This window comes from Roseomonas sp. OT10 (genome assembly GCF_020991085.1).
GTDB lineage: Bacteria > Pseudomonadota > Alphaproteobacteria > Acetobacterales > Acetobacteraceae > Roseomonas > Roseomonas cutis.
This window is the reverse complement of sequence record NZ_CP087719.1, coordinates 2159862-2180563: the sequence shown is the minus strand read 5'-3', so window position 1 is coordinate 2180563 and position 20702 is coordinate 2159862. Positions and strand designations below refer to the sequence as shown.

General features: G+C 74.9%; 8 protein-coding genes and 1 tRNA gene. 7 read left to right on the top strand and 2 right to left on the bottom strand.

Translation table 11 applies throughout. From position 1 onward, the window contains the following. Nucleotides 1-101: 101 nt before the first annotated feature. Nucleotides 102-12038 carry a two-partner secretion domain-containing protein gene (locus LPC08_RS10070; RefSeq protein WP_230452553.1) on the bottom strand — a complete coding sequence of 3979 codons (11937 nt, stop codon included), beginning with the start codon at nucleotides 12036-12038 and terminating at the stop codon, nucleotides 102-104. 557 nt (nucleotides 12039-12595) lie between these two features. Between LPC08_RS10070 and LPC08_RS10065 the strand changes: the two genes are divergently transcribed. Continuing rightward, nucleotides 12596-14224, top strand: a complete 1629-nt coding sequence (locus tag LPC08_RS10065) for an ABC transporter substrate-binding protein (RefSeq protein ID WP_230452552.1) — start codon at nucleotides 12596-12598, stop codon at nucleotides 14222-14224. Between the two features lie 223 nt (nucleotides 14225-14447). Here the strand turns inward: LPC08_RS10065 and LPC08_RS10060 are convergent. Further along, nucleotides 14448-14521, bottom strand: a tRNA-Gln gene (locus LPC08_RS10060). 107 nt (nucleotides 14522-14628) lie between these two features. Between LPC08_RS10060 and LPC08_RS10055 the strand changes: the two genes are divergently transcribed. From LPC08_RS10055 to LPC08_RS10030, 6 genes are all read left to right on the top strand, one after another. Next, nucleotides 14629-15708, top strand: coding sequence for a Ppx/GppA phosphatase family protein (locus LPC08_RS10055; protein WP_230452551.1), 1080 nt, complete (start codon nucleotides 14629-14631; stop codon nucleotides 15706-15708). Between the two features lie 94 nt (nucleotides 15709-15802). Beyond that, nucleotides 15803-16498, top strand: coding sequence for an RlmE family RNA methyltransferase (locus LPC08_RS10050; RefSeq protein ID WP_230452550.1), 696 nt, complete (start codon nucleotides 15803-15805; stop codon nucleotides 16496-16498). Nucleotides 16499-16637: 139 nt separating this feature from the next. Continuing rightward, on the top strand, nucleotides 16638-18149 hold the full coding sequence (gene guaB / locus LPC08_RS10045) for an IMP dehydrogenase (protein WP_230452549.1): 1512 nt from the start codon (nucleotides 16638-16640) through the stop codon (nucleotides 18147-18149). Further along, nucleotides 18146-18841, top strand: coding sequence for a haloacid dehalogenase type II (locus LPC08_RS10040; RefSeq protein WP_230452548.1), 696 nt, complete (start codon nucleotides 18146-18148; stop codon nucleotides 18839-18841). The genes guaB and LPC08_RS10040 overlap by 4 nt, the downstream gene beginning before the upstream one ends. Then, nucleotides 18838-20151, top strand: coding sequence for an RsmB/NOP family class I SAM-dependent RNA methyltransferase (locus LPC08_RS10035; protein ID WP_230452547.1), 1314 nt, complete (start codon nucleotides 18838-18840; stop codon nucleotides 20149-20151). The genes LPC08_RS10040 and LPC08_RS10035 overlap by 4 nt, the downstream gene beginning before the upstream one ends. Beyond that, on the top strand, nucleotides 20148-20699 hold the full coding sequence (locus LPC08_RS10030; protein WP_230452546.1) for a GNAT family N-acetyltransferase: 552 nt from the start codon (nucleotides 20148-20150) through the stop codon (nucleotides 20697-20699). Before LPC08_RS10035 ends, LPC08_RS10030 begins: the two co-directional genes overlap by 4 nt. Nucleotides 20700-20702: the final 3 nt, after the last annotated feature.

Below are 20702 nucleotides of genomic sequence, written 5' to 3'. Positions count from 1 at the left end.
TGTGGCCCCGGCAGGGGAGGGTCTGGGAGGGGACAGCGTCCCCTTCCGGTCCACCGCCCGAACACGACAGCACAACGGATCAGGGCATCCCGCCGTCGGTATCAGTAGTCCACCTCGCCAACATTCGGCAGCGGCACGTCCGGATCCTGGATACTGCGCTTGGTCTCCTCCTCGCGGCGGTAGAGCTCCGGCGGCGGCAGAAGCTGTCTGAACGGGTTGCCCGACAGCAGGACCTCCACCTCCATCCGGTCCACCCCCTCCTGGATGCGGACCAGCGGGGCCGGCAGCTCCACCAGCGCGGGGATCAGGGCGCAGGTGGAGGAGGCGATGACGCAGCCGTTGAACAGGTAGTTCACCCGCACGGATTCCGCGACGGGCCGGGTGATGTCGCCGAGTTGCGCCGCGGTGCCGTCGATCCGGGTGCCCAGGCGGCCGGTCAGCGCCATCGCGCCGCCCGTGCCCTGCACGCCCAGCCGCCCGGCGCCGAGCGTGCCATTGGCCGTGCCGCCGTCCAGCAGCAGGAAGACCGGGCTTTGGCCCGCCTCCAGATGCAGGTTCATCGGGCCGGCCGCGGCGAAGCTGGCGGCCCCGAAGCTGCCCGGCGCGTCGATGCCCGGCTCCCGCACCTGCGTGGCCTGCGCCGCATCCGGCAGCAGCGGGCTGTCGGCCTGCACCGCCTCGGGGAGGCCGGTCAGGGCACCGCCGCGACGGGTGTCCAGCAGCACCGCCGGCCGCCGGGACCCGTCCCGCGACACCACTGCCGAAGTCTCGCCCATGGTGATGCCGCCGCCGGCCGCGAGCAGCACCGCCCGGCCGAGCGTGAAGGTGGCGCCATCCAGCGAGAGCGTCGCGCCCATGTCGCCACCGACCCCGGCCCGCACCACCAGGGTCTCGGCGGCGATGCCGCTGCGCGCGATGGCGGCCTGCCCGGCCGCCTCGATCCGCACCTCCCCGCCGGCCTCGGCCACCGTCGCGTCGAGCGCGGTGGCGAGGCCGGAGGAGAGAGTGGCGTCGTTCACGGCCTGGAGCACGGCACCCTGTGCGGCCAGGCCACCGCCGGCGGACAGGGCGAGGCTCTGGCCGCGCAGCGTCACCCCCGGCAGCAGCATCCCGCCCGAGGCGGAGAGGCGCAGGGCCCCGCCCGCGGTCACGGCCGGGCCGCTGACGAGGAGGCCCAGCCCGTTGGTCAGGGAGAAGCCGCCGCCCGCGCTGCTGGCGCCCAGCAGGTCCACCCGGTTCCCGGTGCCGTCCAGCGACACCGCGCCCCCCGCATTGGCGGTCAGGCCGGCCACAGCCAGCCCGCCGCCGCTGCCCTGGGTCACCGAGCCATTGGCCAGCAGCGCCAGGGCCTGCACCCGCTCGCCCGCGGCATCGCGCAGCGCGACCGCGCCGGGGATCAGGATGTCGCCGGCGGTCGTGCCGTCCGCCGCCGAGCCGCCGAGCCGCAGCAGCGCGGCCGGGCCGCCCCCGCCGCCGATCCGGGCCAGCCCCGCCGCATCCAGCGACAGGGCTCCCGTCGCATCGCCGCCCAGCACCATGGCCAAGCCCGCGGTCTCCGGCAGGAGCGAGACCGTGCCCCCGGGGACCAGGATCGGCGCTTCCAGCCCGATGCCATCGGCCCGCAGCCGGATCTCGCTGCCGCGGCCCGCCAGGATGCCGTCGCCCGCCACGGTCACCCCGGCGCCGCCCGCCCGCAGCGCGACGCCGCCCCCGGCCGCGAGGCCGGTCAGCGTGTCGATGCGGTTGGCGCCGGTTCCGGGATCGAGGCTCACCGCACCGCCCGCAACGGCGGACAGGCTGCCCACGTCCAGCGACGTGCCGGCGGCCTGGGTCACGCCGCCCTGGGCCAGCAGCGCCAGCGCCTGGATGCGGTCCCCGGCGGCATCGCGCAGAGCCACGGGCCCGGCGATGGTGACCGCCCCCGCCGTGGTGCCATCGGTCGCCGAGCCGCCCAGCTGGAGCCGTGCGGCCGGGACGTCGCCCTCCCCGCCGAGCCGCGTCGTGTCCACCGACAGCGTGCCGGGGGCCGTGCCGCCCAGCGTCATGGCCAGGCCGTTCGTCTCCGGCAGCAGGATGATGCTGCCCGCCGGGGCGGCGATGCTGCCCGCCAGGGTGACGGCGTCGGCGCGCAGCCGGACCTCGCCGCCATTGCCGGCGGAGATTCCCTCCGCGCCGACCGTCACGCCGGGACCGCCCGCGCGCAACGCGAAGCCGCCGGCGCCCACGCCGCTGATGACGTCGATGCGGTTCGCCCCCGTCCCGGGGTCGAGCGACACCGGCCCGCCCGCGGCGGCGGACACGGTGGCCACGTTCAGCGAGGACCCGGCCGCCTGCGTCACCGCGCCCTGCGACAGCAGCGACAGCGCCCGTACCCGCTCTCCCGAGGCGTCCCGCAGGGCGATGTTCCCGGTGATGAGGATCGCCCCCGCCGTGGTGCCGTCCACGGCCGAGCCGCCGAGCTGCAGAAGCGTCGCCGGCACCCCCGCCGCGCCGCCGAGTGGCCCGACATCCACCGGCAGTGTCCCGGACAGGGAACCACCGAGGACCATCGTGGTCCCGACCGTCTCCGGCAGCAGGGTGATGGTGCCCGCCGGGGCGACGAGGCTGCCCAGCAGGGTCACGGCATCGGCGCGCAGGCGGATCTCGCCGCCGGGGCCGATGACGATGCCCCCGGTGCCGACGGTCACGCCCGCGCCGCCGGTCCGCAGGGCGAAGCCGCCCTGGGCGATGGCGCCGTCCACCGCATCCACCCGGTTCGCGCCGGTGCCGGGATCGAGCGACACGGCGCCGTCGACGCGCGTCGAGAGGCTGGCGAGGTCGAGCGAGGTGCCGGCGGCCTGGACGACATCCGCCTGGGACCGCAGCTCCAGCGCGCGGACGCGATCCGTGCCGCCGGCGCGCAGGGCAACGGGGCCGGAGATGGCGATGGGGCCGGCCGTGGTCCCGTCCGCGTCCGAGCCGCCCAGCCGCAGCAGGGCGGCGGGGATGGCGCCGTTTCCGCCCAGCAACGCTAGCGCCGCGCTGTCCAGCGACAGCGAGCCGGGGGCCGTGCCGCCCAGCGTCATCGCCAGACCACTGGTTTCGGGCAGCAGGGTGATCGTCCCGTCCGGCGCCACCACCGGGGCCAGGACGGACAGCGAGTCCACCCGCAGCCGCACCTCGCCGCCGCTGCCCAGCGTGACCGCCGCGCCGCCCGGCGTGGCGCTGCTCAGATGCAAGGGCACGCCACCGCGATAGGACAGCAACGTGCCTGCGGAGCTGTCGCGCAGCACGTCGACGCGGTTCGCGGCGCTGCCGGGGTCGAACGAGGCCGTGCCGCCGACATGGGCCGAGAGGGCCGCCACGTCCAGTGACGTCCCGGCCCCCTGGGCCACGTTGCCCTGGGACTGCAACGCCAGCGCGCGGATACGCTCCCCGCTGGCGTCGCGCAGTGCAACGTTGCCGGCGATGGTGATGTCTCCGGCAGTTGTGCTGTCCACAACCGACCCACCGATCCGCAGGACGGCCGCCGGCTGCGCGGGGACGAAGCAGCTAGGACTGGGGCAGGTGTAGGACGGGAAGACGGCTGTACGACCCTGCAGTCTTACCAATTCTGCGCCGTCCAGCGACAGCGTCCCGGCCATCTCGGCGCCCAGCGTCACCGCTCGCCCGCTCGTCTCGGGTAGCAGGGTGATGGTCCCGCCCGGCGCCACCACGGGCGTCAGGATGGACAGCGAGTCCACCCGCAGCCGGACCTCGCCGCCGCTGCCAAGGGTGATGGCCGCGCCATCCGACGGCGTGCCGCCGAGCTGCAAGGGGATGCCGCCGCGATACGAGAAACCTGTGGCGGCGGAGCTGTCGCGCAGGACATCCACCTGGTTGGCGCTGGTCCCGGGGTCCAGCGCCACCGTGCCGCCGGCCTGGGCTGAGAGCGTCGCCACGTTCAGCGACCCGGCCGTCTGGGTCACGTCGCCCTGCGCCCGCAGGTCCAGCGCCGCCACCCGCGGTCCCGCCGAATCGCGCAGCGCGACGGCGCCGGTGATGCCGATGTCGCCCGCCGTCGTCAGGCCCGGCGTGCTGCCATCCGCCGGATAGCCGCCGAGCTGGAGCAGGGCGGCGGGGGTGGCGCCTTCGCCGCCGAGCAACGCCAGCGCCCCGCTGTCCAGCGACAGCGTGCCGGGCGCCGTGCCGCCCAGCGTCATGGCCAGGCCGCCGGTCTCGGGCAGCAGGGTGATCGTCCCGTCCGGCGCCACCACCGGGGCCAGGATGGACAGCGAGTCCACCCGCAGCCGCACCTCCGTCCCGCTTCCCGCGACGATGGCGGGGCTGCCCGGGGTGGAGGCGCTCAGCTGGAGCGGCACGCCGCCGCGGTAGGACAGGCCGTCACCCACGCTGGTGTCGCGCAGCACGTCCACGCGGTTGGCGGCGCTACCGGGGTCGAGGCGGACGAGCCCGGCGGCCTCGGCCGAGAGAATCGCGACGTCCAGGGCCGAGCCGGCGGCCTGGCTCACGTCGCCCTGCGTGCGCAGCGTAAGTGCCTGTACCCGGCTGCCTGAGGAGTCGCGCAGGGCGACGGTGCCAGAGAGGCCGATATCGCCCGCGGTGGTGAGGCCCGGCGTGCCGCCATCCGCCGGGTAGCCGCCGAGCTGGAGTTGCGCGGCGGGAGTGGTGCCGTCGCCACCCAGCAACGCCAGCGCCGCGCTGTCCAGCGACAGCGTGCCGGGGGCCGTGTCGCCCAGCGTCATCGCCAGGCCGCTGGTCTCGGGCAGCAGGGTGATCGTCCCGTCCGGCGCCACCACCGGGGCCAGGACGGACAGCGAGTCCACCCGCAGCCGCACCTCGCCGCCGCTGCCCAGCGTGACCGCCGCGCCACCCGACGTGGCGCTGATCAGTTGCAGCGGAAGGCCGCCGCGATAGGACAGCAACGCGCCAGCCGAGCTGTCGCGCAGCACGTCGACGCGGTTCGCGGCGCTGCCGGGGTCGAACGAGGCCGTGCCGCCGACATGGGCCGAGAGGGCCGCCACATCCAGCGAGGTCCCCGCGGCCTGGGCCACGCTCCCCTGCGCCCGCAGCGCCAGGGCCTGCACCCGCTCGCCGGACGCATCGCGCAGCGCGACGGCACCCGTGATGCCGATGTCGCCCGCGGTGGTGAGGCCGGGCGTGCTGCCATCCGCCGGATAGCCGCCGAGCTGGAGCAGGGCCGCCGGGGTGCTGCCGTCGCCGCCGAGACGCGCCAGGCCGGCGCTGTCCAGCGACAGCGTGCCGGGGGCCGTGCCGCCCAGCGTCATGCCGAGGCCGCTCGTCTCCGGCAGCAGGGTGATGGTGCCACCGGCGGCGCTGATGTCGCCGGACAGGGTGATGGCATCCGCCCGCAGCCGGGCCTCCGTGCCGGTGCCGACGGCGATGCCGTCGTTGCCCACCGTCACGCCCGCCCCGCCAGCCCGCAGGCTGAAGCCGCCGGCCGCCGTCACGCCGCTCACCGTGTCGATCCGGTTGGCGTCGTTGCCGGGGTCCAGCGTCGCCGCCCCGCCGATCGCGGCGGAGAGGCTGGCCACGGTCACCGCCGTGCCCGCCGCTTGCGTCACGTTGCCCAGCGCCTGCAGGTCGAGCGCCTCGACACGCTCGCCGCCGGAATCGCGCAGGACGACGTTGCCGAGGATGGCGATGTCGCCGGCCGTGGTGCCGTCCACCCCCGACCCGCCGAGTTGCAGCCGTGCCGCCGGGGTGGTGCCGTCGCCGCCCAGCAGCGCCAGCCCGGGGGCGTCCAGGGAGAGGGTCCCGGCCACCGTGCCGCCCAGGGTCATGCCCAGCCCGCTCGTCTCGGGCAGCAGGCTGATCGTGCCCGCCGGGGCAGCGAGCGGACCGCCAAGCGACAGCGCATCCGCCCGCAGCCGGATGTCCGTTCCGGAGCCGGCGGTGATGCCGCCGCTGCCGACGACGATCCCCGGTCCGCCCGCCCGCAACGCGAAGCCGCCCCCGGCCGTCGCGCCGGAGAGCAGGTCGATCCGGTTGGCCGCATTGCCGGGGTCGAGCGAGACGGCGCCGTCCGCCGCGATGGAGAGCTGCGCCAGGTCGATGACCGAGCCGCCGCCCTGGGTGACGTTGCCCGTCGACAGCAGCGCCAGCGCCGCCACGCGGTTCCCCGAGGCGTCACGCAGGGCAAGGGTGCCGGGGATGGCGATGTCGCCCGCCGTGGTGCCGTCCGCCACCGAGCCGCCGAGGCGCAGCAGCGCGACCGCGATGCCGCCGCTGCCCTGGATCCGTTCCAGCTCCGCTGCGGTGAGGGACAGGGCGCCCGCCACCGTCCCGCCCAGGGCCATGAGACCGCCGGCGGTCTCCGGCAGGATTTCCACCGTCCCCCCCGGTGCGACCAGCGGGGCGAGGATGTCGAGGTCGCCCACCCGCAGCCGCACCGTGGCGCCGCTTGCCACCGTCACGGCCGGCCCGCCGGCGGTGGCGGCCGTCAGTTGCAGAGTCCCGCCGCCGCGATACGCCAGCCCGCCCGGCGCGCTGACGTCGCGCAGCTCTCCCACGCGGTTGTCGCCGCTGCCCGGGTCGAGCCGTACCGCGTCCTCGACCCGCGCGGTGAGCGCCGGTGCGAGGAGCTGCGTGCCTGCCTCCTGCGTGACGCCCCCGGCGCCCTGCAGGCTCACCAGGTCGGCGGCGCGGGCCGTACCCGTGGGCTCGCCGAAATCGGCCACGCCGCGGATGGCGATCTCGCCCGTCGAGGAGGTGCCGAGGGCGAGCAGCGCCGCCCCCGTGCCGGCGGCGCGCGGCAGCAGCGCGATCTCGTCCGTGTCCAGTGTCAGCTCGGCCGCGCTGAAGCTGCCCGCCGCTCCGCCCAGGGCGATGCCGACCGAGCCGTCCTCCGTCAGCGGCGCGATGACGATGGTGCCGCCGGCCGCGGACAGCGCCGCGCGCAGGGTCAGGTCGTCCGCGCGCAGGGTCAGGGTGCCGCCGGCGGCCACGCGCACCGCATCCTGCACCACCAGCGCGCGCTCGCCCGCGCTGACGCCGCCCGCGGTGTTCAGCAGGGTGGTCAGGGCGATGTCGCCGCCGGTGGAGAGCATGCTCTCCGCCTGGGTGGAGACGGCGCCGGAAGGCGGGGGCCCCATCGCCACCAGCGCCTGGACCTGGTTGGTTCCGGCGGTGAGGGTCGTGTCCCCGGCGGAGCGCGTGGACAGCCGCCCGGTCAGGAGCCGTCCGGCGGTCTGGACGATGTCGCCCAGCGTCGCCTCCAGCACCGTGCGGCTGGTGTCCGTCCGCACCGCGCCCGTGCCGGTCAGCACGCTGCCGGCGGCCGGCGGCGCGGTGATGTCGGCGCCCAGCTCCAGCGACGGCCCGGCCAGGGCGATCGTGCCGGGACCGCCGCCCGTGGCGGCCGTGCCGTCGGCGCGGCGGTTCACCGAGACCTCGCCGGTCACCGCCAGCGGCGTGGCGGCATCGCCCGCCGCGTCGCCGCCGCGCGGCGTCAGGCGGCTGTAGAGCGCGAAGTCGCTGTCCGTGCCGGAGGAGGGGCCGGTGCCCGCGCGGAAGCCGTCCAGCACGTCGACGCGATTCTGTGCCGAGGTCAGCAGCGCCGATTCCCGCGCCTCGCCGGACAGGGTGGCGACGTCGATGCGCGTCCCGGCCGTCTGCGTGACGGTGCCGGTCGCCGTGGCCTCGACGCCCGCATAGAGCTCCAGCCGCGCCACCCGGTCGGCGGTCCCGGCGCGCAGGATCACGTCTCCGCTCACCGCGATGTCGCCCGCCGTGCGCGGCCCGGCGGCGGTGGAGCCGGCGGCCTCGCTGCGGCCCAGGGCGAAGGCCGCCGGCCAGTCCGGGTTGCCCTGCACCGCGCTGTCCTCGGAGCGGCCGATGCGCAGCACCGCCACCGGGCTGCCGGCCTCTCCGATCCGCGCCAGGGACAGGTCCGAGAGCGAGAGGCCGGCGGTGGCCGCGACGGTACCGCCCAGCACCACGGCCCGGCCGAGGGTGGCGGGGAGGAGGTCCACCTCGCCCGCCGGGGCCAGCAGCCGCCCCGTGGCGGAATCGATCGAGATCTGGTCCGCCGCCAGCACGATGCGCCGGCCGGCCGCCACCCGGACCTCTCCGTCCACCGCCACGCCGTTCGCATTGGCGCCGGCGACCGGGCCGGGATAGCTGCCGGGGGCGTTGCGCAGGGTGAAGCCCTCGGGTGCCGCGAAGTCGCCCACCGAGGCGATCCGGTTGTCCGCGCCGAACCAGGCGAAGGTGCCAGCCTCGCCGGAAAGGCTGGCCACGCGCAGCGTGCCGCGGGCGCCATCCGCCGTGTCGGGACCGGCCCCCTCCGTCTCCGCCGCGACGGTGCCGCTGCGCCCGCGCTGCTGGATCGCGCCGCCCGCGTAGAGCTGGAGGTTGCTGGCGCGGCCCTCGGTGGAGCCGGGGACGGAGCCCCCCGTCACGAGGTCCAGGCTGTCCGCGTACTGCCGGATGCTGCCGGCGCGGGGGAGGGTGGTGCCGGCCGCCCCGGCGCCGAGGCGCAGCGTGCCGGCGAGGATGTTCCCCTCCAGCTCCGCGGCGCTCAGGGCCAGCTCCGCGCCCGGGCCCGTGGGCGTGCCGAGCCGGCCGATGGCGACATGCAGCCCGTCGGTCGCGGGGGTCAGCGCGACCAGCCCGTCCGGGGCGCGCAGCGTGCCCGTCCCGCTGAAGCTCAGCGCATCCATGGCGAGGCTGATCGTGCCGCCGCGCCGGACGATGAAGCTGGCGGAATCGATGCCGACGGAGACCTCGCCCGCCACCTCCAGGGGGCGTGCCGTGCGCAGGCTCAGGCTGGCCTCCGCCGGCGTGGCGGCCTGCTGCCCGGCGTGGAGGCCGCGGAACGACCCGGCGCCCAGCGCGTCGATCTGGTTGGTCGCGCTTTCCAGCGACAGCGTCGTGGCGACCTCGCCGGTCAGGTAGGCGGCCACCACGCTGCCGCCCGTCTGCAGAACCCCGCCGGAGCCGGTGTAGAGATCCACCCGGCCGGAATCGTCGGGGGAGGGGGCAGACGGGTCGGTGACCGCGGCGATGGTCCCGCCGGTCTGGCGGATCGACCAGGCCTGGCCTGCGGGCCGGCCGGTGCCGCCGGCGGAGAGGTACAGGTTGCCGGCGTCGGAGCGGATGGTGCCGCTGGTGTCGATGGTGCCGTCCATCGAGATGGACAGGCTGGCCTCCCCGGTCAGGCTGCCGGTATGGACCAGGTTGCGGCCGGTGATCTCGATGGCGCTGCCTGCGCTTCCCGCGCCCCCCGTCGCGGTGCCGCCGTGCAGGACGTCCTGCGCCGAATCCAGGATGATGGCGTTGGCGCTGATGCTCGACCCCGCCAGGGTCTGGATGTCGCCGCCCGTGGTGGAGAGGCGGGCCGTCGCGTCGAGGGACGGCGTTCCCGCCGTGACGCCCGACCCGCCCTCCAGCGTCACTCCCGCGCCGCCGGAGATGCTCACCCCGCCGTTGCCGCGGACGGCGGCGCCGTTCTGCAGCGTGACCGTGCTGTCGCCGGTGATGTCCACGGAGCCGGTCGCGGAGACAGGACCGGACACGACGACGGCGCCCGTCACGGCGGCGAGACCGATCAGGAGCGACGTGTCCCTGCCACCCTGCAGCCGGATATCGCCGCCTGCGGTGATGCTGCCGCTGGTCGTGATGGCGTCGGCGATGATCTCGATGTTGGCGCCTGTCGAGGCGATGGTGCCGGCATTGGTCGCCTCGCCGCCGGCGGAGACGGTCACTCCCCCCCGCGCGCTGATCGTGCCGCCCGTGTCGTTGGTGACGCCGCCCGAGGAGGTGACGCTGGTGGTCGCGGCGTAGTCCACGCCCGAGAAGGTTAGGAAGCCGGTGGCGGTGATGATGCCGGTGTTGACGACGCCGTCCTCGCCCGAGACCGTGGTGCGGTTCGCGCCGATGAAGCTGGAACTGTCGAAGCTGTAGCTGCCGGAGGAGGAGATCCGTCCGCTGTTGGTGAGGGTCCCCGAGGTGGCGCGCACCTCCGCGTTGCGCAGGGCGGTGATCGTGCCCGTGTTCTCGACCGTGGTGCCGGTGATGGTGATGTCGCCGTCGAAGGGTGACTCGTAGCCCGCCAGGGTGCTGATGGTGCCGGTGTTGCGCACCAGCCCTCCGGCGGTCAGGCCGATGCCGGTGAAGGTGGAGCTGTCGTTGGAGGCCAGCATCTGCCCGGTGTTCACGATGCTGCCGCTGGCGGAGACGAAGATGCCCGGCGCGGTGATCGTCCCGGAATTGGTGAAGTTCGCGGACTGGCCGACCGAGAACTGCTGCGCCGTCATGGTCGCCCCGGTCGCGTTCAGCACGTCCCCGGTGGCCAGGATGGACAGGTCCGGCGCGCTGATCGCGCCGGAGTTGGTGACGTTCGCCGCCTGGGTCACGGCGAACTGGCCCGCGTTGACCGAGACGCCCGCCCCGACGGCGACGTCGCCCGCGGTCGTGATGCCGAGGCGGCCGCTGACGGAGACGTTCGCCTCCACCGACACGCCGGTCAGGCCCGCCGTCCCCGCCGCGGCCGTGGTGGTGAGGGTCAGCCCGCCATTGGTCTTGGCGATCCCGGCGGTGACGCGCACCCCCAGATCGGCCTGGAGCGTCACCGTGCCGCTGAAGTTCTCGATGGTGAGGGGCGCGATGCGGACCTCGCCCGTATCGGGCGCGGTGTTGGCCGCCACCACGCCGGAGCCGTTGGGCGTGCCGGCCGGGTTGGCCGGATCGGCGGCGTCCGTGGTGACGCGGATGCGCTGGGGATCGAGGAGGAAGCTGCCCGCCGTCCCGGCCGGTGCCGTCACGTCGATCGGCGCGGCCAAGTTCAGCGTGCCGCCGGAGGAGGCCTCGACCAGGCCGCCATCGCCGCCCTGCGGCCCGCCGCGGGCGGAGATGCGGCCGCGCGCCTCGACCGACTGCTCGCCGTTGACGACCACGGTGCCGCCCCGCCCGCGCCCGGTGGCGTCCGCGCGCAGCTCCGCGCCCGTCTCGACCACCGTGCGGGTGGAGCGGCGGGCGGGCCGGCCCGCCGGGCTCGCAACGTCGGCGCCGACGGCGATCCGGCCGCCGCCGCCGCCTCCGGAGGCGTCGAGCCGCGCCCCGGCCGCCACGCGCGCCGTGCCGCCCTGGGCCATCACCTCGATCTGGCCGCCCTGCTGCCCCGCCCCGCCGGTCGCGGCGACGCTGCCCTCGACCCGCACGCCGCCGCCGCTGCCGCGCAGCGCCACCTGCCCGGTGCGGCCGCCACGCGTGTTCGCCTCGATCCGGCCGCTCTGCCGCACCACCTCCTCGACCAGCCCCGAGGCGGCCGAGGCGGTGAGGAGGACGGAGCCGCCCTCCGCGGCGATGGTGCCGCTGTTGGTCACCAGCGCCGCGCCGCCCTCCGGGCGGCTGCGCACCGACTGGGTGACGTCGATCGAGAGCAGCCCGTCGCCGGCGAGATCGAGCGCGTAGGTCTCCGCCCCGGCCAGGGCGACGCGGCCCAGCTTCGCGCGGATCGTGCCCGAATTCGCCACCTGCGGTCCGGCGAGCGCCACCAGCCCCTGCTGGGCGACGGTGATGCTGCCGCGGTTCTCCACCTTCGCGCCGGGGCGGGCGGCCCCGTCGAAGACCATGCGGCCGGCCATGAAGTTCTGGTCGGTGATGTTCGCCGCGGAGGCGATCAGGCTGCCGACATTGACCTGCGCGCCCTCGGTGAAGACCACGCCGGACTGGTTGACGATGGCGACGCCGCCATTGGCCTGGATGCGGCCTGCGATCTGCGACGGCTCCGGCGTGGTGACGCGGTTCAGGGTCCAGGACTGGGCGGTGGGCTGCTGGAAGGTGACGGTGTGGTTGCGCCCGACATCGAAGCGCTGCCAGTCGATGGCGGCGCGGTCGGTCGACTGGGTGATGGTGGTCTGCGCCGCGCCGCCCGCGATCGCGGCGGCCCCCGCCGTGACGCGTCCGCCGGTCGGGGCGGCGTTCGGGGCCTGGGCAAGGGCGGCGGAGGAGAGGATGCCAACCGGCAGGAGGGCGGTGCTGCACAGCAGCATGGCACGCAGCGCGCCCGCCGGACCCTCTTGGTGCCACGCCATGCTGCCCGCCTCCGTCCTGCCGGGGGAGGCAGGCGGGCCGTCCGCTGCCATCCGGTCCTTGCGATTCGGCGGGCCGTCGCCCCCCCCCGAATGTGGCCAGCGAGCCAGGCGGGAGCCGCCGCAACCCGTTGCCGCCACGTCATGATGCCTGGCTTCGGGACAGGTGCAAGCCATCTGGCCTCGCGGTGCCGATCATCCGGCGGCGACGTGGGCGCCGTGGACCTTCCGCGACACCGCGCCGCCCGGCCGCCGCGTCATGGAATGGAGGCGCGGCCCCCCGGCATCGCCGGTTCGGGCTCGGGCTCGGGCTCGGGCTCGGGGCGGGAATGGCGCGGCACCGCTCAGGATGCCATCGGCGCAGGCGTTCTGATCCTTTGGGGGGCAGTCACGGCGCGGAACGGCGATGGCGACGGCAAGAGTCTCGTTGACCGCGCCGCGTGCCGCGGTGCGCAATCACGGCCCGTGCCGACGGGACATGCCCAGCGCACCGGTCGGCAGACGATCGCACCTCGCCGGAGGCCCTCATGTCGACCATTCCCGCTCGTCCGGATGCCGCCATGGTCCGAAAGGCCGCCGCCCGGGTGCATGACGGCCCCGGCCTGACCCGCCGTGCCGGCCTGGCGCTGGCCGGCGCCGCGCTGCTGGCGCCGGGCGCCGCCGGGCGGGCCCGGGCGCAGGCCTCCGGCACGATGCTGAACCTCGCCGTGGCGGCGCCGCCCACCACGCTCGACCCGCACTACCATACGCTCTCGCCCAACAACATGGTGGCCGAGCACTTCTTCGACCAGCTCGTCGGGCGCGATGCCAGGGCGCAGCTCCGGCCGGGGCTCGCGGAATCCTGGGAGCTGATCGACGACACCACCTGGGAGTTCAAGCTCCGCAAGGGCGTGCGCTTCCACAACGGCCAGGAGTTCACGGCCGAGGATGTGCTGTTCACCCTGAAGCGCATCCCGAACGTGGTGAACAGCCCCGGCTCCTTCGCGATCTACACGAAGGCCATCGTGGGGTCCGAGGTGGTCGACCCGCACACCATCCGGTTCCGGACCAACGGCCTCTATCCCCTGCTGCCGCAGGATCTGAGCCAAGTCTACATCATCTCCCATTCCGTGGGGGATGGCGTCACCACCGGCGACTTCAACAACGGCAAGGCCGTGATCGGCACCGGCCCCTTCCGCCTCTCCTCCTTTACCCCGGACGACCGGGTGGTGATGACGCGGAACGATGGCTACTGGGGGGAGAAGCCCGACTGGTCGCAGGTGGTCTACCGCTTCATCGCCAATGACGGCGTGCGGGTGGCGGCGCTGCTCTCGGGCGACGTGCAGATGATCGACGTGGTGCCGCCCGCGGACACGCCGCGCCTGCGCGGCACCCAGGGCGTCGGCTTCGCCGAGATCCCCAGCCTGCGCTGCATCTATCTGAAGGTCGACACGGCGCACGACGTCTCGCCCTACATCACCGATGCCGAGGGCCGGAAGCTCGACCGCAACCCGCTGCGCGACCTGCGGGTGCGGCAGGCGCTGTCGATCGCGATCAACCGGCAGGCGATCGTGGACCGGGTGATGCAGGGCGCCGCCTCGCCGACCGGGCAGATGATGCCGCCGGGCGCCAACGGCTACATCGCCGACTACCCGCCGCCGCGCTTCGACGTGGAGCGGGCGAAGGCCCTGCTGGCCGAGGCGGGCTACCCCAAGGGGTTCCAGATCACCCTGATCGGCCCGAACAACCGCTACGTGAACGACGCGCAGATCATCCAGGCCGTCGGCCAGATGTGGCAGCGTATCGGCGTGACCACGCGCGTGGACGGGATGCCCTTCGCCGTCCTCGCCCAGCGGCAGGCGCGCAACGACATGTCTGCCATGCTGATCGGCTGGGCGACCGCGGGCGAGCCGTCCACGGCGCTGCGCGGCAACCTGACCACGCGGATCCCGGAGAAGGGCTTCGGCACGGTGAACTTCAGCGGCTACTCGAACCCCAGGGTGGATGCGCTGGTCGAGGAGGGGCTGCGCACGGCGGATGACGAGAAGCGGGAGTCGATCTTTAAGGACGCGATGCGCCTGGCCATGGACGACGTAGCCCTGATCACCCTGCACATGCAGAAGAACATCTGGGCCCTGCGCGGCGGCCTGACCTATGAGGCGCGGGCGGATGAGTACACCGTGGCCATGGGGGTGAAGCGGCCCCGCTAGGCGCGGCAGCCCGGCACTGCTTCGCCCGCCAGGACCGGGGCGGCACGCAGGGGTGGCGGCCTCGCCCCGAGCCCCGCGCATGGCTGGAGCACTTCGGCGGCCTCCGCGCGCCGTGTCGCGCGGCCGTGGGCGAGGCGGGCGGAGGGCAGGGAGGCCATGCGCAAACCTTCGGCCGATGGCGTCGCAAGCGGCCAAGGAACGAGCGATTTCAAGGGAGAAGCGGTGGCTGGGGGACCTGGATTCGAACCAAGGCTGCCCGGGTCAGAGCCGGGAGTTCTACCGCTAAACTATCCCCCACCAGCCGGTGGCCGGGGGGTTACCACGCACTCTTTCGGGGTGCAACACCCGCGCCACAAACCGCTTGCCCCGAGGCGCAAGCATCCCGATCATCCTGGCCAGCCCCCATGAACGCCGCGTCCCCCTTCCCGCGCCGACACGAACCGGTCTCCGAGACACCGGTGCACGCCGCGCTCGACCTGGGCACCAACAACTGCCGCCTGCTGCTCGCCGCCCCGGGCGGGCCGGACGGCTTCCGGGTGCTGGACAGCTTCAGCCGCATGGTCCGCCTCGGCGAGGGGATCGGCGCCACCGGCGCCATGTCCCCCGCCGCGATGGACCGGGCGCTCGGGGCGCTCGCCATCTGCCGCGCCAAGCTGGCCCGCCGGCCGATCCGCGCCGCCCGGGCCGTCGCCACGGAGGCGTGCCGCCGCGCCACCAACGGCGCCGCCTTCCTGGCGCGGGCCGAGACGGCGCTGGGGCTGCCGATCGAGCTGATCTCCACGCGGGAGGAGGCGGCGCTGGCCATGGAATCCTGCGCGCCGCTGCTGGAGCCGGGCGACCGCCGCGCCCTGCTCTTCGATATCGGCGGCGGCTCCACGGAGGTCGCCTGGATCCGCGCCCCGCGGCACTGGGGCGAATCCCCCTCCCTGATCGGCTACGTGTCCATCCCGCTCGGCGTGGTGACGGTGGCCGAGCGCCCGGGCCCCACCTGCGCCGCGCCGGAGGGCTTCGCCGCGGTGATGGAGGAGGTCGGGCGCCGGCTGGAGGCCTTCGACTCCGTCCACTGCATCCGGCAGGAGATCCGGGCGGGTGGGGTGCGGATGATGGGCACCAGCGGCACGGTCACCACCCTGGCGGGGATCGCCCTGGCGCTGCCGCGCTACTCCCGGCCGCTGGTGGATGGGCAGGTGCTGGCCTCGGACCAGGCGGACGACGCCCTGGACCGGCTGCGCGCCATGGGCCCCTGCGGCATGGCGCGCCACCCCTGCATCGGGCCGGAGCGGGCGGAGTTCGTGCTGCCCGGCTGCGCCATCTATGCCGGCATCCGGCACATCTGGCCGACGGAGGAGCTGACGGTCTGCGACCGTGGCCTGCGGGAGGGGATGCTGCTGCGGCTGATGCGCGGCCAACGCGGCCCGTCCCGCCGCCTCGCCTGGCGCACCGCCCCGGGCCCGGGCCAGCGCCCCGCCGCCCCCGTCTCCTGATCCCCGCATCCTGATGTCCGCCCCGTCCGTCCCGGGCCGGGCTCCGGCGGCACGCTGGCGGTCGCCGCCCGCCTGCCCGTAGAAGGGCATCCCGATGGCCACTCCCCCCTCCAAGCCGCCCGCCGCGCGCGGCCTCGCCACGCGCCTGCGCTCCGCCAAGGGGCGTTCGACCGCCTCCCAGGCCTGGCTGCAGCGCCAGCTCAACGACCCCTATGTGCAGGCGGCGAAGGCGGCCGGCTGGCGGTCGCGCGCCGCCTTCAAGCTGCTGGAGCTGGACGAGCGCTTCCGCCTCCTCCGCCCCCGCCAGCGCATCGTCGACCTCGGCGCCGCGCCGGGCGGCTGGACCCAGGTCGCGGTGCAGCGGGCGGGCGAGGGCGGCAAGGTCGTCGCGCTCGACATCCTGCCGATGGACCCGGTGCCGGGGGCGACCGTCCTGCAGGGCGACTTCCAGGAGGAGGCGACGGAGCGGGCGGTGCTGGCCGCGCTGGACGGCCCGGCCGACCTGGTCGTGTCGGACATCGCGCCCAATACCACGGGGCACAACGCCACCGATCACCTGCGGATCATGGCGTTGGTCGAGCTGGCGGCGCATTTCGCCCACCAGGTGCTGGTGCCGGGCGGCGCCTTCGTGGCCAAGGTCTTCCAGGGCGGGACGGAGCGGGAGCTGCTGGCCATGCTGAAGCGCGACTATGCCCAGGTCCGCCACGCCAAGCCGCCCGCGAGCCGCAAGGACAGCGCCGAGGCCTATGTCGTGGCGCAGGGCTTCCGGGGGCGCGGCGGGGCCGCCTGACCGACGGCCCGGGTTGCGGCGACGCGCGGTTGCCCCGCGTGCTTGTCATATCCTCCTCGCTGGACAGGGCCACGGGGCGGGGCGTAGGAGGGGCCGCCAAGGTCGCGCAGCGCCCGCTCCTTTCGAGAGGCTCCCGCCCATGGCACCCGACAGCATTGCCGCCCCCGATGACGCCCCCACGCCCCGCTTCCGCATCGAGGAGGCGCTGGCCTTCGACGACGTGCTGCTGGTGCCCGCCTACTCCACCGTGCTGCCGGCCCAGACCGACACGCGCACCCGCTTCACCCGCGAGATCGCGCTGAACATCCCGCTGATCGCGGCCGCGATGGACACGGTCACCGAGGGCCCGATGGCCATCGCCATGGCCCAGGCCGGCGGCATCGGCGTGATCCACAAGAACATGACCGCCGAGGAGCAGGCGGCGCAGGTCCGCCGGGTGAAGAAGTTCGAGAGCGGCATGGTGGTGAACCCCGTCACCATCCACCCCGACCAGACCCTGGCGGATGTCCGTGCCCTGCAGGAGCAGCACCGCATCAGCGGCATCCCTGTGGTGGAGCCGGAGACGGGGCGCCTGGTCGGTATCGTCACCTCGCGCGACGTGCGCTTCGCGACCGACCCGAACCAGCGCGTCTACGAGCTGATGACGCGTGAGAACCTGGTCACCGTCCCCGCCGACGTGACGCCGGACCGCGCCCGCGCCCTGCTGCACAAGCACCGCATCGAGAAGCTGCTGGTGGTGGACGAGCGCGGCCGCTGCGTCGGCCTCGTCACCGTCAAGGACATGGACAAGGCCCAGGCCAACCCGAACGCGGTGAAGGACGCGATGGGCCGCCTGCGCGTCGCCGCCGCCACCGGCACGGGCGAGGACGGGCTGCGCCGTGCCGAGGCGCTGGTCGCCGCGGAGGTGGACGTGATCGTCGTCGACACCGCCCATGGCCATTCCGCCGGCGTGCTGGGCGCGGTGGAGCGGATCAAGCGCCTGTCCAACAGCGTGCAGATCGTCGCCGGCAACATCGCGACGCCGGAAGCGGTCGAGGCGCTGATCGAGGCGGGGGCGGATGCGGTGAAGATCGGCATCGGCCCGGGCTCCATCTGCACCACCCGGATCGTGGCCGGCGTCGGCGTGCCGCAGCTCACCGCGGTGATGGAGTGCGCCGCGGCGGCGAAGGCGCGCGGGGTGCCGGCCATCGCCGATGGCGGCGTGCGCTCCTCGGGCGACCTGGCCAAGGCGATCGCGGCGGGCGCCGACTGCGTGATGATGGGCAGCCTCTTCGCCGGGACGGACGAGGCCCCGGGCGAGGTGTTCCTCTACCAGGGCCGCTCCTACAAGTCGTACCGCGGCATGGGCAGCCTGGGCGCCATGGCGCGCGGCTCGGCCGACCGCTACTTCCAGGCGGAGGTGAGCGACCAGCTCAAGCTGGTGCCGGAGGGCATCGAGGGCCGCGTCGGCTACAAGGGCCCGGTCGGCGCGGTGATCCACCAGCTCGTCGGCGGCCTGCGCTCCTCCATGGGCTACACCGGCAGCGCCACCATCGCCGACATGCAGCAGCGGTCGCGCTTCCGTCGCATCACCGGCGCCGGGCTGCGCGAGAGCCACGTCCACGACGTGGCCATCACGCGCGAGGCGCCGAACTACCGGGCGGAGGGATGAGCCGGCGAACGCAGGTCCAGGCCGTCGTCTTCGACGCCTATGGCACGCTGCTCGACGTCCACTCCGCCGTGGCGCGCCACGCCGCGCGCCTCGGCGCGGCGGCCGGGCCGGTCTCCGCCCTGTGGCGGGCGAAGCAGCTGGAGGCGAGCTGGATCCTCAGCGCGACCGGCGCCTACGAGAACTTCGCCGTCCTGACCGAGCGTGCCCTGGACCACGCGCTGGCGGTCCATGACGCGCAGGATGCGACCCTGCGCGCGGACCTGCTGCGGGCCTATCGCGCCCTGGCGGCCTACCCGGACGCCATGCCGGCCCTGGCGGCGCTGCGCGGGGCCGGGGTGCCCGCCGCGATCCTGTCGAACGGGGAACCCGCCATGCTGCGCGAGGCGGTCGCCTCCGCCGGGCTGGACGGGTTGCTGGAGGCCGTCCTCTCCGTCCATCCGCTGCGCCGCTACAAGCCGGAGCCGGCGGTCTATGCCCTGGCGACGGAGCAGTTCGGCTGCGACCCGGGCGAGATCGCCTTCGTCTCCGCCAATGGCTGGGACGCCTTCGGCGCCGCGCGCTTCGGCTTCCGCGCCGTCTGGGTGAACCGGGCCGGCGGCCCCGTCGAGTATGGCCTGGACCGCCTCGGCACCATCATCCCGTCCCTGGATGCCTTGCCGGGCCTGCTCGCCCCGGCAAGCATGCGCGGGTGACCCCGAACGCCCGCCTCGCCGCCGCCATCGCCCTGCTGGAGGCCGTCGAGTCCCAGCCCCGGCGGCCGGCCGACGCCATCGCCAACGACTTCTTCCGCGCTCGCCGCTACATCGGCGGCGGCGACCGCCGGGCCGTCTCCGAACGCGCCTGGGCCGTGGTGCGGGAGCGCATGCGGCTGGACTGGCACCTGGATCGGGCCGACGGCGCCTCGACGCCCCGCCTCCTCCTCGCCGCCCACCTGATCCTGGCCGAGGGCTGGGCCGGCCGCGACGTGGCGGCGGCCTTCAGCGGCGAGCGCCATGACGAGCCGCCGCTGACCCAGGCCGAGCGCCGGGTGGTGGAGGCGATCCGCCCGCCGCTGCTGCGCCCGGACATGCCGGAGGAGGTGCAGCTCAACATCCCCGGCTGGGCATTGCCCGGCTTCCGGGCGCGCTTCGGCCGCGACCTGCCCGCCGCGGCGGAGGCGATGACCGGCACCGCTCCGCTCGACCTGCGCGTCAACCTCCTGCGCGGCTCGCGCGAGCAGGCGCGCGCCGCCCTGGCGGCCGAGGGGATCGGGACGGAGCCGACCCCCTTCTCCCCCTGGGGGCTGCGCCTGGTGGAGCGGCGGCCGATCCTGGCCACCCGCGCCTACCGCGAGGGGCTGGTCGAGGTGCAGGACGAGGGCAGCCAGCTCATCGCCCTGCTTGCCGATGCCCGGCCGGGCATGCGGGTCGCCGACTACTGTGCCGGCGCCGCGGGCAAGACCCTGGCCATGGCCGCCACCATGCGCAACCGGGGCCGCATCGTCGCCTGCGACGTCTCCGTTCCGCGCCTCGCCGGCGCGGCGCAGCGCCTGCGCCGCGCCGGGGTGGACAATGCGGAGACGCACCTGCTGGCGCCCGGCGACCGCTGGGCCAAGCGCCGCGCCGGGCAGTTCGACCGGGTGCTGGTGGACGCGCCCTGCACGGGGACGGGCACCTGGCGACGCAACCCGGATGCGCGGCTGCGCACCGGGGCGCGGGACCTTGAGGAGCTGGTAGCGAAGCAGCGTGAAATCCTTCGTCACGCCGCTTCCCTCGTGCGTTCCGGCGGAAGGCTGGTCTACGCTACCTGTTCGGTCCTGCCCGAGGAGGACGAGGCACAGGTGAGCGCCCTGCTGGAAGACCGGCCGGAGTTCCGTGTCGTGCCGCTGGCCACGGCCTGGGCGGAAGCGGGCATGGCCGTGCCGCCGCCGGGGGAGGGGGAGTTCATGGCCCTCGCCCCCAGCCTTCAGGGCACGGACGGCTTCTTCTGCGCGGTGCTCGAACGTGCGGGAGGGGCTGCGTGATCAGCGTCCGGCGCGCGAAGCCGCAGGATGCCGGGGCGATCGGCCAGGTGCATGTCGCCGCCTGGCGCGATGCCTATGCGGGGCTGCTGCCCGACAGCTACCTCGCCGCCCTCTCCGCCGGCCGGATCGGGGCGGGCTACCAGCGCGGCCTGGTCGCCCGGCGCGACGGGGAGGCGATGTTCGTGGCCGAAACCTCCGGCCCGCGTCCCGTGGTGATCGGCTTTGCCTCCGCCGGCCCCGCCCGGCGGGAGGGGCTGGCGGAGGGCGAGATCGAGACGCTCTACGTGCTCTCCGACTGGCGGGAGCAGGGGGTCGGGCGCCGGCTGCTCCGCGCCGCCGCGGCGCATCTGGCGGCGGTGGGTTGCCGCTCCGCGATGCTGTGGGTGCTCTCCGGGAACAACGCCCGCTTCTTCTACCGCCATCTGGGCGGGAGGCTGGCGGCGCAGGAGGTGATCCGGGTCGGCGGGCAGGAGGTGCAGCAGACCGCCCTGACCTGGGACCCGATCGGCACCCTGCTCTCCGCCACGGCCGTGCAGCGGGAGGGCTGACCC